This is a genomic window from Pseudomonas sp. DWP2-2 (genome assembly GCF_049897065.1).
Classification (GTDB): Bacteria; Pseudomonadota; Gammaproteobacteria; order Pseudomonadales; family Pseudomonadaceae; genus Aquipseudomonas; species Aquipseudomonas paracarnis.
Window position 1 is genome coordinate 82,666 of the sequence record NZ_JAFCVN010000003.1, and the last position, 15,124, is coordinate 97,789.

Sequence of the window (15,124 nt, forward strand, 5' to 3'; positions counted from 1 at the left end):
GATCGGCTAATAAAGTCATGGAGATACGAAACTTCTAACGTAAAAGGATGTTATGTCTTTTAACTGTTGTTTTAAGGGAAAAGAAAAGAGAGAAAAGGGGGCGAGAGAAAAGGAAGAGAAAAGGGGGCGGATTTATTTAAATTAGAGTTGAAGAGCATATTAAATAAATCTGTCCCCTTTTGTTCCTTTTGTTCTTTTGTTCGCAACGGCCCGTGAGAACTCTTATCCAGGACGAATCAGGCCGGTATTGGTTGCAAGGGCAAGGTGGGGGAAAATTACCCCTTCAGGTTCTTACGATTTTGTCACATTGCCGGATGGGACTATCAAGGTAAGCCGCCCAAATGTGAATGAGCAATTTTCAACCCATCTGGGGTAGCGTGGGGGGGAAATTAAATATGCCGGCTCTATACGCTTTGGTAATAATGACGGTCCAGAGCGAGGAAAAATAACAAGATGGGATAATAGTTCCGGTCATTATCAGCCACCTGCTACTCTAAAGGCTAACTCTGGGTTACCGGAAAACTCATTTAATCCAAGGAAATAGTTTGGTATGGATTCAAGATTGATATCACTCTGTAAAGAGTTGGCGAAAATGACTTCTGATCAGGCGGCAGCTTGGATATTGAGCCGGTACCCGCTTACTTCAGATAATTGGGGTGAAGCTTTATTACTCCTTCCTCATAGATCTTGGAAAAAACCAGAGCAGAAACGTTTAGCGGATTATTATTTTAAGAAAATTCCGTTCTCTAGCGCTAGAGGATATGAAACCTTCGCGTCAATTATGCCAGTTAAGTTAATGGTTGCATGCATTAACGATGCATTGCCCAAAGATCCTAGCAGGCTCGAGTTATTGTTTTATCATCTTGTCCCAGTGCTTAAGTGTTTTGCGAAGAATGATGCAGATCGAAAAATTATTGAGACTTTACTTTCGGCTTTTTCGATAAATTTTCCAAAAGATAATTGAGAACAAAAGGAGGCGGTTTGTTTGATCTTGCTAGAGAAGTGAAAAAAGGGAGCGGAAAAAAAAGGGAGCAGATTTATTTGAATTAGGGTTGAAAAATCTATAAAAAAAATCTGTCCCCTTTTTCTGATTTCCGGATCAGCATCAGGGTGGAATACATCGTGCTGGAGGTGTGCCCAGAGAGATTTTTTCAGATAAAAAGTAGGGGGTGAAGGTGGATATTAAAACTTTTTTGAAGAGTAAGAAAGAAGAGCATTTGCTTGATGGCTTGGCTGCTGTAGATGATGTCAGTCTTAATGCAATAAAGGTAGGGCAGAAAAATGCTCCTGATGATTACTTGGAGTTTTTGCAGGAGTTCGGAAGTGGGGAAATTGAAACAGCCGGATTTATGCTTTATAACGGCCTCCTAGAGGCAAGTGATATTTTTGATGATGAGACTGCGGCGCAATTCGAAAGTGTTATGATTTTTGGTGATGATATGCAGGGGCGATGCGTCGGTTTTGATAAAAATGATAAATGGGCTGTAGTGAAAATAGACTCTGCAGATATGAGTGTTAAGAAGTTATGTGAAACATTTTCTTTGTTTGTTTATAGTTTGTTGAGGTGACTCTGGGAGAAAAGGGAAGGAAATGGGAAGGGAAAGTGATTAAGCCTAGATCAAGGTGGCAGGCGTTTTTGTTATTGTTGATTTATCTGTTTTTATTGTTTTTGTTGGTGGGGGTTATCGCAAAGCTCATGGGGGCGCTGGTTAATTATTCAAAGATTGGTGTATGGGACTTTAGTTGGGCTGAAATCGTAGATATGTTACCCGGTGTTTTTGCCTATGCAATACCTACTGGGGTAGGCGTTTGGATACAGTCCTGGTTGAAAAATCGTAAAGAGAGTGGCCAAGGGAATTGAGCGCAAAGCGGGCGACACAAAGGCCGCCCGATTTTCACTCAGGACGGATCGGCATTAAGCCTGCGACTGATGACATCCAGCAAATCACACCCATCGCGCAGCGGAATGGCCAGCAAATGGGCGAAGTCTGAAAGTACTACGGCATCGCTGCTGAGTTGTTCGCGGAAGGCCAGGTTTTCCAGCAGTTGGGTGACGGCCCGAATGCGGTGCACGGCGGCGTCGTGAAGGACGTCGAGAGGTGCCTGGGTGTCGATGATCAGGGCTGGGACGGTGCAGTCGTGGCCGGTTAGGGGAATGTATCGATTCATCATTAAGCTCTCTGGATTATTGAGGGCTCGTTCTTCGGGTCGCCAAACCCGGTCGCTTTTTGAGCGACGGCCGGACTATAAGCCGCACCACCAAGCCCGCGCAAGGCATCAAAATGCCGCTGCTTCGGAGCGTGTACGCAGCTACTAACGTCTTGCCACCCATTGCCGACATACTGCTCACGAACAAACGCACTACGACTATGCAAATCTGAAAGCCTCACCCCAAACATTAAAGGACCAATGTGAAAAACCTCCTCCTCATTCTCCTCACCACCCTCATCCTCGGCGGCTGCGTCAGCCACCCCCTCACTCCCGAAAACCGCGCGCAGATCAAGACCGTCAAAGTCCTGCCCGTGAAGTGGGAAAAGAACATGGTGTACTTCGGCCGCGAACAGGCCTGGGGCGCGGCCCTGGGTGCCGGGGTTGGCGCGGGTGTTGGCATGGCCAGCGGGGCGTCCAAGGTGGGTACTGCGGCGTTGAGTGGTGCCGGGTTTGCCGGCGGCATGAAGCTTGGGCAGTTGGCCGAGATGCCGACGCCGGTGGCTATTCTGACGGTGATGGAGGCGGAAAAACTCGATGTTGGCGTGTTGCTCAAGCAGGGCTTTGTCGATGAGTTGGGTAAGACGTCGACGCTCAAGGTGGTCGGCGACGATGAGCCGGCTGATGCGCAGATTCAGCTGACCGTGTCCGAGTGGGGCTTTCGCCTGACCCAGGGTTTCAGCAGTGTGATTTATCCGACCCTTAACGTGTTAGCGCAGATGGATCGCGGCGATGAGATGATCTGGCGCACCTTTGAAGCGGTCACGCCGTTTAATGGTCAGAACGTTTATGGCTATACGCCGTTAACCTACCGCACGGACCCGGAAGCTTTGCGCCGGGCGTTGACCGGGATTACGCAGATTTCTGCGCAGTACCTGGTGAAGGAGCTCAAGTAGGGCTGTGCGAAGGCAGGCTGCTGTTGGTGGGCGGGCTTGGACTAATACCAGTCAGGGTTAAACGCAGTTCCCCTGTGGGAGCGGGCTTGCCCGCGAAGGCGGTGTGTCAGTCGCTGCATCTGTTGCTGCACTATCGCTTTCGCAGGCAAGCCAGCTCCCACATTTGATCTTTGTTGCTTTGAGTATTGCGGTCGGCAGTAGGGTAAGCCACCCACCTATGGCCGAAACAACTTGAGAACCGCTCTCAACCCCGTAAAATGCCGCAGCCGTTGTATCACCGTCTTTCAGGGAAGAATCCAGGCCAGTGCGTTTTCAGGCTGCCTTTCTCCTTGGAAAACCCAGCAACGCTGATTTCCTCACCCAAGGAGCACCCTGTGAAGACACTGTCCAAAATCCTGCTGTCGGGCCTCACCGCCGCGGCGCTGTTGACCGTGGCCGGTTGTGCCACCGAGAGCAACCGCGCGATGCCGGTGGAGCAAGTCGCCAGCGCCCACCTGGCCTATTCCGGCGTGCGTGTGCCGATTGCCGTGGGTAAGTTCGATAACCGCTCCAGCTACATGCGCGGCATCTTCTCCGATGGCGTTGACCGTCTCGGCGGCCAGGCCAAGACCATCCTTATCACCCACTTGCAGCAGACCAACCGCTTCAGCGTGCTGGACCGCGACAACATGGGCGAGATCTCCCAGGAAGCCAAAATCAAAGGCACCGTGCAGAAGCTCAAGGGCGCTGACTATGTGGTGACTGGCGATGTGACCGAGTTCGGCCGCAAAGAGACCGGCGACCGCCAGCTGTTCGGCATCCTCGGCCGTGGCAAGACCCAAGTGGCCTACGCCAAAGTTGCGTTGAATATCGTCAACATCAATACCTCCGAAGTGGTGTATTCCACCCAGGGCGCCGGTGAGTACGCGCTGTCCAACCGTGAAGTGATCGGCTTCGGCGGCACCGCCAGCTATGACTCCACCCTCAATGGCAAGGTGCTGGACCTGGCCATGCGCGAAGCGATCAACCGCCTGGTCGACGGCATCAACGCTGGCGCCTGGAACCCGCGTAACTGATCAGCCACACCACAAGGAGCAGTACACGGATGAGCAAGGCAGTGAAGTTAGCGCTGACGCTGGCAGCAATCGCGACGGTAGCCGGGTGCCAAACGGCGCCCCAGCCCCTGTATCAATGGGAAAGCTACCAGCCGCAGGTTTACGAGTACTTCAAGGGCGAGCCCAAGGAAGCGCAGGTGGAAGCACTGGAGCGCGATCTGCAGAAGATCAACGCCAGTGGCCGCAAGGCGCCGCCGGGTTACCACGCGCACCTGGGCATGCTGTACATGAACATGGGCAAGGATGACCAGATGGTGCAGGAGTTTCGCACCGAGAAGGCGCTGTTCCCTGAGTCTGCTGCGTACATGGACTTTCTGTTGAAAAACGCCAAAGCCGGAGTCGCCACCAAATGAGCCTGTTAAAACTCACCGGCGCCTTGCTGGCCCTGGCGTTGCTCGGCGGTTGCGCCGCGCCCAAGACGGTTGATTATTCGGCGTACAAACAGGCGCGGCCCAAGTCGATCCTGGTATTGCCGCCGATCAACGAATCGCCGGAAGTGCAGGCGTCCTACAGCCTGGTGTCGCAAGTCACCTACCCGCTGGCCGAAGCCGGCTACTACGTGTTGCCGATTGCCCTGGTGGACGAAACCTTCCGCCAGAACGGCCTGACCACCGCCAACGATATCCAGGCCGTACAACCGGCCAAGCTGCATGACATCTTTGGCGCGGACGCGGCGCTTTACATCACCATCAGCGAGTACGGCACCCAGTACATGCTGATCTCCAGCGACACCTCGGTGACGGCCTCGGCCAAACTGGTGGACCTGCGCACCGGCACCACCCTGTGGACCGGTTCGGCGCGGGCGTCGAGCGAAGAAGGCAACAACAACGGTGGCGGCCTGGTGGGCATGTTGATCACGGCTGCGGTCAAGCAGGTGATCAACAGCTCTACCGATGCGGCGCATCCGATTGCCGGTATCACCAGCGCACGGTTGCTGTCGGCGGGGCAGCGCACCGGGATTTTGTACGGCCCGCGTAACCCGAAATACGGCACGGACTAAGAGAACACCGCCATACAACTGTGGGAGCTGGCTTGCCTGCGATAGCGGTGGGCCAGTGCTGGAAAGGCTGCCTGACACACCGCTATCGCAGGCAAGCCAGCTCCCACATTGATCGAGGTGAATTTCGAGGGTTTAACCCGAACCCAACCTACCTCGCGTCTGACCTTGTGAACGGCTCATTCATTCACGAGGTTCAGCCCCATGTCCCGCCCTCTGCTTTACCTGCGTCCCGCTGCCCAAGGCTTCACCGTTACCCTGCTGGTGGCGCTGGCTGGGTGTGGGCTGTCATCGTCCCCCGAAGTCTCCAAACCGGTTGAACCGGCGCCTCTCGCCGAGCTGCACAGCGCGCCGATCCAGAATGCAGTGGTCAAACGCATGGCCATGCCGGCACCGATGGCGGTGCGTGAAATGGCGATGATGAATGACCGCAGCGAACCCCGAGAGCAATACGCCAACCTGCCCGACAACCCTGTGCACCGCGTTACCGAAACCCCCGTCTCCACCTTCAGCGTGGATGTCGACACCGGCAGCTACGCCAACGTAAGGCGCTTCCTCAACCAAGGCCGCCTGCCGCCCGAAGGCGCGGTTCGGTTGGAGGAAATGGTCAATTACTTTCCCTATGACTACGCACTGCCCACCGACGGCTCACCCTTTGGCGTCACCACCGAAGTGGCCGCCACACCGTGGAACCCGCGCACAAAACTGCTGCGCATTGGCATCAAGGCCTCCGATAAAACCGTGGCCGAACTGGCGCCCGCCAATCTGGTTTTCCTGGTGGACGTGTCCGGCTCCATGGACCGCCGCGAAGGCTTGCCGTTGGTCAAAAGCACGCTGAAGTTACTGGTGGATCAACTGCGTGATCAGGACCGTGTGTCACTGGTGGTCTATGCCGGTGAATCCCGCGTGGTGCTCAAGCCCACCTCGGGCAGTGAAAAAGCCAAGATCCGCAAAGCCATCGACCAACTCACCGCCGGCGGCTCCACCGCAGGCGCGTCGGGCATCGAGTTGGCCTACCAGATGGCCCGCGAAGGCTTTATCGACCAGGGCATCAACCGCATCCTGCTGGCCACCGACGGCGACTTCAACGTGGGCATCAGCGACTTCGACAGCCTCAAGCAGATGGCCGTGGCCCAGCGCAAAAGCGGCGTATCGCTGACCACCCTCGGCTTTGGCGTGGACAACTACAACGAACACCTGATGGAACAACTGGCCGACGCGGGCGACGGTAACTACGCCTACATCGACAACCTGCGCGAAGCACGCAAGGTGCTGGTAGAGCAACTCAGTTTCACCCTGGCCGTGGTGGCGCGGGATGTGAAACTGCAGGTGGAATTCAACCCGGCCCAGGTCAGCGAATACCGCCTGCTGGGCTATGAAAACCGCGCCCTGAAGCGTGAGGATTTCAACAACGACAAGGTCGATGCCGGTGAGATTGGCGCAGGGCACACAGTGACGGCGTTGTATGAAATCGTGCCCAAGGGCGAGAAGGGCTGGTTGGAGCCTTTGCGCTATGCCGCTGCGCCTGCGGACGCAGGCCAATCCGCAGAGCTTGCGATGCTTCGGGTGCGCTACAAACTCGCTGCGGGCGGTAACAGTCAGTTGATCGAACGCCCCATCGCCAACCAAACCACCCCGGCCAGCGATGATCTGCGCTTCGCGTCTGCCGTGGCCGCCTTCGCTCAACAGCTCAAGGGCGATGGCCGCTACACTGGCATCATGAGTGTGCAAGACACCGCCAAACTGGCGCGCTCGGCCCGCGGCGATGACCCGTTCGGGCTGCGCAACGAGTTCGTGCAACTGGTGGAGTTGGCCCAAAGCCTCAAACCCTGACCTCGCTCACAACCGAGATCAAATGTGGGAGGTGGCTTGCTGCTAAAGCTTTTTGTAGGAGCGAGCTTGCTCGCGAAAAACTCACAGGCACCGCGTTTATCCAGGAAGCACCCGTTATCGTTGACGTTCTTCGCGAGCAAGCTCGCTCCTACAGTAACCCTGCTTCGGCTGACCAAAAGGAGTTCGCCCATTACATGGCCGTTCCAGACGACTCACCCAGCGACGAATCGCTGCTGGCCCGCTACCGAACCGGTGACGCGGGCGCCTTCGAAACCTTGTACACGCGCCACCGCCAGGGCCTGTACCGCTTCCTCGTGTCCCTGTGCAACAAAGCCGAACTGGCCGAAGAAATCTACCAGGACACCTGGCTCAGCCTGATCCGCAGCACCACCCAGCCACAAGGCCGGGCGAGTTTTCGCACCTGGTTGTTCCAGATCGCCCGCAACCGCCTGATCGACCACTGGCGCAAGCACGGCATCCACAACCCCCTGCACGACAGCTACGATGAACAGCTCCACGCCCAGGCCGATGACAGCGACGGCCCCGAGCAACAACTGACCCTCAGCCGCGACCAGGCGCGCCTCGACGCGGCCCTGCAAGCGTTGCCCGAAGACCAGCGCGAAGTGTTTCTGCTGCGCCTGCACGGCGAGCTCGAAGTACCGCAAATCGCCACCCTCACCGGCGCCCCGCTGGAAACCGTAAAAAGCCGCTTGCGCTACGCCCTGCAAAAATTGCGGCGCCTGCTGGCCGAGGAGGTACCCGTATGACTGACTCCCGACACACCCCGGACGACGCGCTGCTTCAGCACTACCGTCAACACAGCACGGGCGAACCGCCCGCGTCCCTCGACGCCTTCATCCTCAACGCCGCCCGCCGCGAAGCCCCGCAGCCGCAACCCAGCCTGTGGCAACGCTGGCTGCAAGCCTGCCAACGCCCGCGCTGGCAAATGGCATTTGCCACCGTCGCCGGGTTGGCACTGATGATCGGCGTGGTCATGCGCTCCCCCGTGCCGCCACCTGAAATCTCCACCGCGACATTCTCTGCGCCGCACCACGAAGAAGCCGCCCAGCCAGCGCCGCAAGCCTTCTCCGCCCCCGCGCCAATGGCCCGGATGGCGATGGCGCCACGCGTTGAAAGTGCTCCGGCTCAAGCCGAAAGCGCATTGGCGGATCAGCCAGCGCTGAAACTCAGCAAACGGGCGCTGCCTACGTTGGAAGCAGGTCTGCAGGAAATTGTGAACCTGCGCCGAGCGGGTGAAGCCAGGGCCGCGGATGAAAAACTGCTGGCGCTGTACCAACGCTTTCCCGAGGAGGACTTGCCGGCGCGGCTAGAGGCGTTGCAACAGCATTGAACCTGTCGCCACGAACCAGCCCCAGGCCTGTCGACCTGGGGCTTTTTATTACAACCCGCCGTAGGCCCGGGACCAGGCCACCGTGTCCGTGAGGGTCTGCTCCAGCACGCGAAAGCTCAACCCCAGTTCTTCTTCACTTTTACGGTGGTCAAAGCGGGTACGGTGCTCCTCGCGTATCAACAGCCGCAACGTCGCCATGCTCAGCAAGATGGGCTTGCCGGTCAGGTAGGCGTAGGCCTCTTGCACCGCTGCCAACAGGTACAGCGCGGGCAGCGGCAGTTGGCGCGAGGGTACCTTGACCCCGGCAATACGCCCCAGCACCGGCATCAGCTGGCGCATGGTCAAGTTGCGACCGGCCGCGAGATAACGCTCGCCCCGTCGCCCGCTCTGGGCGGCAGCAATGTGCGCCCAGGCCACATCGCGGGCATCGACCAGCGAAAAGGTGCCAGGAATCAGCCCCGGCAACTTGCCGTTGATCACGTCCCGGACCAACTGCCCCGAAGACGTCGGCCCACGGTCGCCCGGCCCCCACATCCAACCGGGCAAGACCATGCAGGCGTGCATCTGCGGATGGCTTTCAAGAAACCTCAACACCTCCCGCTCAGCCAGGATCTTGCTGCGGTAGTAGTCGTCCGCATCGGCTTCGGCCCGCAGGCACGTCTCGTCGATCGGCGTACCGGGGGCACCGTCGAGCACGGCAATCGACGAGGTGTGCACAAACCGTCGCACACCGGCGTCATACGCCCGTTGCAGCAGGGCACGCGTACCGACGACATTGATCTTCTCCAGTTCCTCCCAATGGCTGCCGCCCTTGTAGTTATCCCGAAAAAACGCCGCGCAGTGAAACACCGTATCGCAGCCTTGCAACGCCGCCGCAAAGGCATCCACATCAGCCATGTCCCCCACCACCTGCTCCACGCCCGGCACACCGCCGAACTGCAGCGCACCCTTGGCCGCCGAGCGCACCAGCGCCTTCACCGCATAACCCCGTGCGACCAGCTCCCGTACCAGGTTATTGCCCAGCAAGCCGGTGGCACCGGTCACAAAGGCGCTGCGCAAGCGATTGGGGTTCGTGTTCATACATGCCATTCCATTTGTTGAGAAGGCCAGTAGATATACCGGTCAGCCCGCGCCGTAAAAACAGTGCCTGCGGCATAATGGCTTTGCACATCTGCACACCAGGGAAGCGCGGAGATATGGCATTGCAGGCAAATTGGGACGATCTTCGACTGCTGCTGGCAGTCTCACGGCGCGGCAGCTTTTTACAGGCAGGCCAATTACTGGGTATCGCGGCCTCTACCGTCTCCCGCCGCCTCACCCAACTGGAAACCGCCCTGGGCGAACCACTGGTGGAACGCGGCGTGGAAGGCTGCCGGCTCACCTCCCGAGGCCAAGCCCTGGTAGACGTCGCCCTGGCCGCCGAATCCGGCCTGCGACGCCAGGCCCCCGCCGACGGCACGCCAGCAACCCTCAGCGGCACCGTGCTGGTGAGCGCCGGCGAAGGCTTTTCCGCCAGCGTGCTTGAGGCCGCCAGCCGCTTCACCTCCCAGCACCCAGGCTGTTCCGTAGAACTACAGGTCACCACCGACTTTCACAAAATCGTACGAGGCGTGGCCGACATCGCCATACGCACCGCACACCTGGGCGAACCTTCCCTGATCTACCGAGGGCTCGGCAAACTCGCTTACGGCGTATTCGCAACTGCTGAATACCTGCAACGGTTTCCTGCGCTAACGCCAGCTACCGCCGCCAGTATCGCCTTGCTGCCGCCGCTGGATCTGCTGCCGCAAATGCGCGCTGCGAAAGCTGCGGGGGTGGACCGTGCGCCGATCAGGGTGAGTTCGTTTGCGGTGCAGCTTGAATCGGTGAAGCGGGGGATGGGGGTGGCGGTGTTGCCGCGTATTTTGGCGACGGGGTTGAGTGAGGTTTTTCAGGAGATAGAACTGCCGGCGATGGAGGTTTATTTGGTTACGCGGCCGCAGGCGTTGAAGCAGGGGCATATTCAGGGGTTTTTTGGGGTGTTGGAGGGGGTGTTGCGCGGTGAAATTTCAAGCCTGGAAAAGCAGCATTCCGGGAATTCATCAAGGCTTTCGTAATACTCAACCCATCGGGATGTAGGCGCTTAGCCACTCGTAGCAACATCGAGTTGCGCGTGCAAGTGGCTCACAAAAAAGCCCCGGGTCTAAAGACCTCGGGTGTTTCATTCATATCTGGCTCCACACTTCTGCGGCGATGGTGCTGGCGTCCTTTGACATTTCCAACACACCAATGCGTTCTTGCCATTCCTCGAATTTGACAGGTAGAAAGGACGCATTTGTAATGCGCAGCGCAGCTTCGGTGATATACCTCTAAGGCATTAACTGCATCTCCGACAAACCGTATTCCCCCAACGAATACAGCAACGTCCCATACCCCAGCTGGACGTAGCCAACCCTGTCAGCACCATAATCCCCGCCACCACCTTCCACTTGGACGTTATTTGCCATGGCCTGCACATTCGGTGCGCTGAGGCCCTTTCGCACGGCGTAGTGGTTGTAGAGCAGTTCCCATATCGGACGGGTTTCGCCGCGATGATCGGCCGAGATAACGGTCTGTTTGAAGCTGCTGTTGGGGATGGGGGTAAACGGCACCTCCTGGCCAAGGTTGTACTTGGCCACATACTCGGCGCCCTGCAGCACGCGGTTGTTCTGGTAGCCGAACAGGTCGTTGCCCTGGCTCCAGGCCATTTGGCAGAAACTGCCGAGCAGGGCTATGTCGAGCATGGCGTGTGACTGATCACGTCCGCTTTCCTGGACTTGACCAAGGCCATCGCCGTAGAGCTTCCACACCGCGTGGGCGATGGCGCCGTTACCGGTGCCGTGCTTGAAGTAGTCGACGGCCTCGTTGTAGAGATCGCGGCGGTCGGTCAGTACGCCGATGGCCAGCATCGAGTTCATGTTGGCTAGGTCCCAGCTGGCCCCATGATGATCAGGCCGGGCGCCGTCGTGGTTCACCAGGAAGTCATGATTGATGGGGTAGAACACAGTGAGCATCATGCCTTGAAAACGCTGGAAATCTTCCGCCCGCCACTTTGGGTAGCTGCGCAGCAGTTCGGCCGCGTTGGCCAGTTGGTAGCCGTACAAGCCTGCCACCAAAGCTCTGCCGGGCTTGTCTTTGATCGCGGTGAGGGTCAAGGCCCACTGGTTCAAAATACTCACGGCCTTGTCGGCATACGCCGGGTTGTTGGAGATCTGCCAGCGCAGGGCCAGTGCATACGCGGCGGCTGCGTCGTTGAACAGAACACTGTCGTTATTCGGGCCGCCTGAAGTGGGGTACACCACCGGCATCGGGTTGGGCTGCCAGGCTAATGAGGCATGGGGGTTGGCGATCAGCTTCTGCCAGCCGGCCAGCCACGGCTGGTTATAGTTGGCCAGCTTCTCGCGTATCCGCGTGAAGTCCTCCCGGGTCTGGAGCAGGCCAGGATGCACGAACGCTTCGGTATGCAGGGTGGGGGAGGCTTGACTGCCGATACTCATCAATAGCGCATAGAGCAGCACGGCTCTTTTGGACAGGTACTTCAAACGGATCATCGTGTGTACGCCCTGATGGGGAGAACCTTGCGCGGTCTGAAAAGCCATTCGCACAGGACTGGAATCTGCCCCAGGGATAGTTCAGATGAAGCCTGCATACCCGGGGCTTGTTGTCAGAACGTGTAGTTGATTGCAAACAGGCCCAAGCCTGCGGTTTCGCGCCTTACCAGCGGGCTGTCGCTGGCCTGGTCAGCGTATTGAGTCAGCGTCAGGCTGGCCAGCGTTGACCAGTGCGCGTCGAAGGTGTGCTGCCAGTTCAAGGCAGCGGAGTAGGCATAGATCCCGGCGTCGGCGGTGTACTTGCTGTAGATCGAGCGTTGGCTCTGAGCCTGGGTGACGCCGAAGAACGTCTGGTTGTAGCGGCTATCGCCGGCATGGGCGTCGATGGCCAGGCTCAGGGTGTCGCGGTCTGTGTGCAACAAGATGCCTTCCAGGCCAAAGCGGTAACGGTTGCCTCGGTGCTCGCCGGCCATGCGCAGTTCGGCTTCGCCGTTGACCGACAGCCAGTCAAGCAGTTGTTGGCTGAGGGTAAAGTCGGCGACGGTTGCGCCGTTGATATCGCCCATACCTCTGAGCTCGTCGCCGCCCGGGCTGGTGATGCTGTCCTTCTCTTTGCGGCCCAGGTCGTAATTGATCGCTGCGCTGGCGCTAAAACCACTGTCGGATTGAAATTGCAGGCCCACGCCGCGAGTGGTGTCGGCGAACAACGCTCCGTGCTGGATGCTGAGCATCGGCAGTACGAGCGGACGGTAGCGGTCAGCACCCATGTAGCGAGGCGTGACACCCATGCCAAGGCCCAGGGTAACGGTGGTTTCTTCGGCTGTCGGGCTGGCGTCGGTCGCCTGAGCCTGGGGCGCGAGCGCGCAGCACAGCAGCGTGACGGCGCCCAACAGAACGTTGTGGGTAGGGGAGGTGGTGAAGTTCATGGTCAAGCCCTATGTGCAAAAGAAGACAGCAGTGCGCCCGCCGACGCGCGACACAACGCCTCCCTCTGATCGAGCTGTTCAGGCCCGTTGATAGGCTTGGACAGCGATGCAGTGGTCGGCATAGGATCGGCTCGCGAAAGCGGGCGTAGGGCAATACTGGCAGCGCACTTTCAATAAACCGTTCGTAAATTATCAAGGTTTCATCAAGAGGCTTCTTTGTGTCAGGAAAACGTATCCTCATCGTCGAAGACGACGCCGACAGCGCCAACATTCTCGAAGCCTACTTGCTCCGGGATGGCTATGAGGTGGCCCTGGCCGAAGACGGCCAGCGCGGTCTGGACCTGTACAAAAGCTGGCAGCCCGACCTGATCCTGCTCGACGTGATGCTTCCGCGCTTGAGCGGCACCGAGGTGTTATCCGCCGTGCGCCGTAGCAGTGACACGCCGGTCATCATGGTCACGGCCATGGGCGACGAACCGGAAAAACTCGGTGCCTTGCGTTATGGCGCGGACGACTATGTGGTCAAGCCTTACAGCCCGCGCGAAGTGGTGGCGCGGGTGCACGCGGTGTTGCGGCGCACCACCGGCAACCAACCGGTCGAACACCTGCTGCGCCATGAAAACCTGCGGGTGGATCTTGTTGCGTTTACCGCGGCCATTGAGCAGGGCGAAGCACCACCGCAATGGCTGGACCTGACCCCAACGGAATTTAAGCTGCTGGTGACGTTGCTCAAGACGCCGTCCAAGGCCTTCACTCGTGATGAGTTGCTGGAAATCTGCCTACCGGAAAGCGAAGCCCTGGCCCGCGTCGTCGACACCCACGTGCACAACCTGCGCCGCAAGCTGGAAAACCACGGCATCACCGGCGTTCTGGTCACGGTGCGCTCCATTGGCTATCGATTCAGGTAACGCACATGCTTGAGCAACCGCGGGTCAACGACAAACCCATGTGGCGCTGGATCGGCCTGCGCATGAGCCTGCTGGCGATCGGCGCGGTGGTGGTGATCTCGGTGTGCATGTGGATCAACGTCACACTGTCGGACTGGTATTTTGTGCAGCATCTGCCGCCTGGGCCGCGTGAGGAGCTGCTGGCGTTGCGCGCCGAGCCAGAGCTCAATGAGGCACGCTTGCGTCAAGTGGTTGCCCAGTACTATCCGCTGGACTATTTCCAGCCGGCTATCGCCAATCGCGACTGGCTGATACTGATCGGCCTGGTGCTGGCCGCGATCCCTATCATCATTGGCTTCGGCCTGTGGTTTTCGCGGCCCTTGTCCAGCCAGTTCTCGGCAATTGCCCAGGGCGCCCGGCGAGTCGCCGGCGGTGATTTCCTGACTCGCCTGCCGGTGCACCGCGACGCGCCCGACGAGCTGCAACGGCTGGTCAGCGACTTCAACAGCATGACCACGCAACTGGAGCGCTATGAGCGCGATGTGCGTGAATCCAGCGCGGTCATTGCCCACGAACTGCGCACACCCTTGAACGCCGCCATGGGGCGTGTGCAGGGTATGCTCGATGAGGTATTCCCCAGCGATGCCATGCAGTTGGGCATGGTCAAGCGTCAGCTCGATCAACTCAGAAAGCTGGTGGATGATTTGCACCTGTTGTCGATGGCTCGTGCTGGCCGGCTGGTGCTGGAGCGCAGCGAGTTTTCTCTGGTAGCTCTGGTGGCGGAGCGGTTGGCGTGGTTCCAGCCGCAGTTGGATGAGGCTTGCGTGCTGACGCAGGTCAGTATTGCTGATGGGCTTCGTATGCATGCCGATCGTGATCGCCTGGGCCAGGTGATCAACATTCTGGTCGATAACTTGCTGCGTTATGCGGCCGGGGGAGGCGAGTTGAATGTAACGGCGCGCCGGGTTCACGGTTCGGTGGTGATTGAAGTCGGTGACCGAGGGCCAGGTATCGAAGCCCAGCATCTGGACAGCGTGTTCGACCGCTTCTGGCGTGCAGAGCGCTCCAGGGCACGTTACTCGGGGGGGAGCGGGCTAGGCTTGTCCATCGCCCGTGCGATCTGCCACGCCCATGGCGGTACCATTACTGCCCGCAATCTGGCCGAAGGCGGTACGCTGATCAGGGCGGAGGTTCCTGTGTAGGCGTTTCTTCTTTGCTTGAGACCGGCGCTCAAGACGGTGAAATCGTAATGATCATAGAGCTGGAAAACTGCTTGGGAAAAAGGGAGGGGAAAAGGGGATTTATTTTCACCTCTACTATCCCGACGCGACTCAACACTCTCTCACCACCCACCAAACGCACA

General features: G+C 58.5%; 17 protein-coding genes. 13 read left to right on the forward strand and 4 right to left on the reverse strand.

Going from position 1 to position 15,124, the window contains the following annotated elements; genetic code table 11:
- Positions 1 to 592 precede the first annotated feature (592 nt).
- The 3 genes from ACP7CZ_RS07850 (at position 593) to ACP7CZ_RS07860 (ending at position 1,861) form a co-directional block, all read left to right on the forward strand.
- Positions 593 to 964, forward strand: a complete 372-nt coding sequence (locus ACP7CZ_RS07850) for a hypothetical protein (protein WP_233098237.1) — start codon at positions 593 to 595, stop codon at positions 962 to 964.
- A gap of 211 nt (positions 965 to 1,175) precedes the next feature.
- Positions 1,176 to 1,568 (forward strand): SMI1/KNR4 family protein, encoded by a 393-nt coding sequence (locus ACP7CZ_RS07855; protein ID WP_106117644.1) that lies wholly within the window; start codon positions 1,176 to 1,178, stop codon positions 1,566 to 1,568.
- Positions 1,565 to 1,861 carry a hypothetical protein gene (locus ACP7CZ_RS07860; RefSeq protein ID WP_146135763.1) on the forward strand — a complete coding sequence of 99 codons (297 nt, stop codon included), beginning with the start codon at positions 1,565 to 1,567 and terminating at the stop codon, positions 1,859 to 1,861. Before ACP7CZ_RS07855 ends, ACP7CZ_RS07860 begins: the two co-directional genes overlap by 4 nt.
- Positions 1,862 to 1,899: 38 nt before the next feature.
- On the opposite strand, the gene ACP7CZ_RS07865 is transcribed toward ACP7CZ_RS07860, so the two are convergent.
- Complete coding sequence (locus tag ACP7CZ_RS07865; protein ID WP_005783616.1) at positions 1,900 to 2,157, reverse strand: hypothetical protein; 258 nt, start codon at positions 2,155 to 2,157, stop codon at positions 1,900 to 1,902.
- 254 nt (positions 2,158 to 2,411) lie between these two features.
- On the opposite strand from ACP7CZ_RS07865, the gene ACP7CZ_RS07870 reads away from it, so the two are divergent.
- From ACP7CZ_RS07870 to ACP7CZ_RS07900, 7 genes are all read left to right on the forward strand, one after another.
- Entirely contained in the window at positions 2,412 to 3,104 is a 693-nt protein-coding gene (locus tag ACP7CZ_RS07870; protein WP_054920389.1) for a hypothetical protein, read from the forward strand.
- 374 nt (positions 3,105 to 3,478) lie between these two features.
- Complete coding sequence (locus ACP7CZ_RS07875; protein ID WP_054920387.1) at positions 3,479 to 4,159, forward strand: CsgG/HfaB family protein; 681 nt, start codon at positions 3,479 to 3,481, stop codon at positions 4,157 to 4,159.
- 29 nt (positions 4,160 to 4,188) lie between these two features.
- The gene (locus ACP7CZ_RS07880; RefSeq protein ID WP_005783622.1) at positions 4,189 to 4,551 is read left to right on the forward strand and encodes a DUF4810 domain-containing protein; all 363 of its coding nucleotides are present in this window, start codon (positions 4,189 to 4,191) and stop codon (positions 4,549 to 4,551) included.
- Entirely contained in the window at positions 4,548 to 5,198 is a 651-nt protein-coding gene (locus tag ACP7CZ_RS07885) for a DUF799 domain-containing protein (protein ID WP_005783625.1), read from the forward strand. The genes ACP7CZ_RS07880 and ACP7CZ_RS07885 overlap by 4 nt, the downstream gene beginning before the upstream one ends.
- A gap of 201 nt (positions 5,199 to 5,399) precedes the next feature.
- Positions 5,400 to 7,028: a vWA domain-containing protein gene (locus ACP7CZ_RS07890; protein WP_294173294.1), complete on the forward strand. Its 1,629-nt coding sequence runs from the start codon at positions 5,400 to 5,402 to the stop codon at positions 7,026 to 7,028.
- A 194-nt stretch (positions 7,029 to 7,222) separates the two neighbouring features.
- Entirely contained in the window at positions 7,223 to 7,795 is a 573-nt protein-coding gene (locus ACP7CZ_RS07895) for an RNA polymerase sigma factor (protein ID WP_054896831.1), read from the forward strand.
- Positions 7,792 to 8,379 carry a hypothetical protein gene (locus ACP7CZ_RS07900; protein WP_072445735.1) on the forward strand — a complete coding sequence of 196 codons (588 nt, stop codon included), beginning with the start codon at positions 7,792 to 7,794 and terminating at the stop codon, positions 8,377 to 8,379. Before ACP7CZ_RS07895 ends, ACP7CZ_RS07900 begins: the two co-directional genes overlap by 4 nt.
- Positions 8,380 to 8,427: 48 nt before the next feature.
- Here ACP7CZ_RS07900 and ACP7CZ_RS07905 read toward each other — a convergent pair whose 3' ends face one another.
- The gene (locus ACP7CZ_RS07905; protein WP_294173290.1) at positions 8,428 to 9,459 is read right to left on the reverse strand and encodes an SDR family oxidoreductase; all 1,032 of its coding nucleotides are present in this window, start codon (positions 9,457 to 9,459) and stop codon (positions 8,428 to 8,430) included.
- 116 nt (positions 9,460 to 9,575) lie between these two features.
- On the opposite strand from ACP7CZ_RS07905, the gene ACP7CZ_RS07910 reads away from it, so the two are divergent.
- Positions 9,576 to 10,475 carry a LysR family transcriptional regulator gene (locus ACP7CZ_RS07910; protein WP_294173287.1) on the forward strand — a complete coding sequence of 300 codons (900 nt, stop codon included), beginning with the start codon at positions 9,576 to 9,578 and terminating at the stop codon, positions 10,473 to 10,475.
- Between the two features lie 252 nt (positions 10,476 to 10,727).
- Here the strand turns inward: ACP7CZ_RS07910 and ACP7CZ_RS07915 are convergent, their stop codons facing one another.
- Both ACP7CZ_RS07915 and ACP7CZ_RS07920 read right to left on the reverse strand, forming a co-directional pair.
- Positions 10,728 to 11,948 (reverse strand): alginate lyase family protein, encoded by a 1,221-nt coding sequence (locus ACP7CZ_RS07915; RefSeq protein WP_054896827.1) that lies wholly within the window; start codon positions 11,946 to 11,948, stop codon positions 10,728 to 10,730.
- A 113-nt stretch (positions 11,949 to 12,061) separates the two neighbouring features.
- Entirely contained in the window at positions 12,062 to 12,874 is an 813-nt protein-coding gene (locus ACP7CZ_RS07920; protein WP_054896826.1) for a MipA/OmpV family protein, read from the reverse strand.
- Between the two features lie 218 nt (positions 12,875 to 13,092).
- Here ACP7CZ_RS07920 and ACP7CZ_RS07925 point away from each other — a divergent pair, with 218 nt between their 5' ends.
- A complete protein-coding gene (locus tag ACP7CZ_RS07925; RefSeq protein ID WP_003187519.1) occupies positions 13,093 to 13,782 on the forward strand; it encodes a response regulator in 690 nt (229 codons plus the stop codon).
- 5 nt (positions 13,783 to 13,787) lie between these two features.
- The gene (locus ACP7CZ_RS07930) at positions 13,788 to 14,963 is read left to right on the forward strand and encodes a sensor histidine kinase (RefSeq protein ID WP_054896825.1); all 1,176 of its coding nucleotides are present in this window, start codon (positions 13,788 to 13,790) and stop codon (positions 14,961 to 14,963) included.
- Positions 14,964 to 15,124 lie beyond the last annotated feature (161 nt).

Coding starts and splice junctions, on each gene's coding strand:
- ACP7CZ_RS07900 (WP_072445735.1), top strand. CDS start 7,792: ATGACTGACTCCCGACACACCCCGGACGACGCGCTGCTTCAGCACTAC.
- ACP7CZ_RS07895 (WP_054896831.1), top strand. CDS start 7,223: ATGGCCGTTCCAGACGACTCACCCAGCGACGAATCGCTGCTGGCCCGC.
- ACP7CZ_RS07920 (WP_054896826.1), bottom strand. CDS start 12,874: ATGAACTTCACCACCTCCCCTACCCACAACGTTCTGTTGGGCGCCGTC.
- ACP7CZ_RS07850 (WP_233098237.1), top strand. CDS start 593: ATGACTTCTGATCAGGCGGCAGCTTGGATATTGAGCCGGTACCCGCTT.
- ACP7CZ_RS07885 (WP_005783625.1), top strand. CDS start 4,548: ATGAGCCTGTTAAAACTCACCGGCGCCTTGCTGGCCCTGGCGTTGCTC.
- ACP7CZ_RS07890 (WP_294173294.1), top strand. CDS start 5,400: ATGTCCCGCCCTCTGCTTTACCTGCGTCCCGCTGCCCAAGGCTTCACC.
- ACP7CZ_RS07915 (WP_054896827.1), bottom strand. CDS start 11,948: ATGATCCGTTTGAAGTACCTGTCCAAAAGAGCCGTGCTGCTCTATGCG.
- ACP7CZ_RS07905 (WP_294173290.1), bottom strand. CDS start 9,459: ATGAACACGAACCCCAATCGCTTGCGCAGCGCCTTTGTGACCGGTGCC.
- ACP7CZ_RS07930 (WP_054896825.1), top strand. CDS start 13,788: ATGCTTGAGCAACCGCGGGTCAACGACAAACCCATGTGGCGCTGGATC.
- ACP7CZ_RS07910 (WP_294173287.1), top strand. CDS start 9,576: ATGGCATTGCAGGCAAATTGGGACGATCTTCGACTGCTGCTGGCAGTC.
- ACP7CZ_RS07880 (WP_005783622.1), top strand. CDS start 4,189: ATGAGCAAGGCAGTGAAGTTAGCGCTGACGCTGGCAGCAATCGCGACG.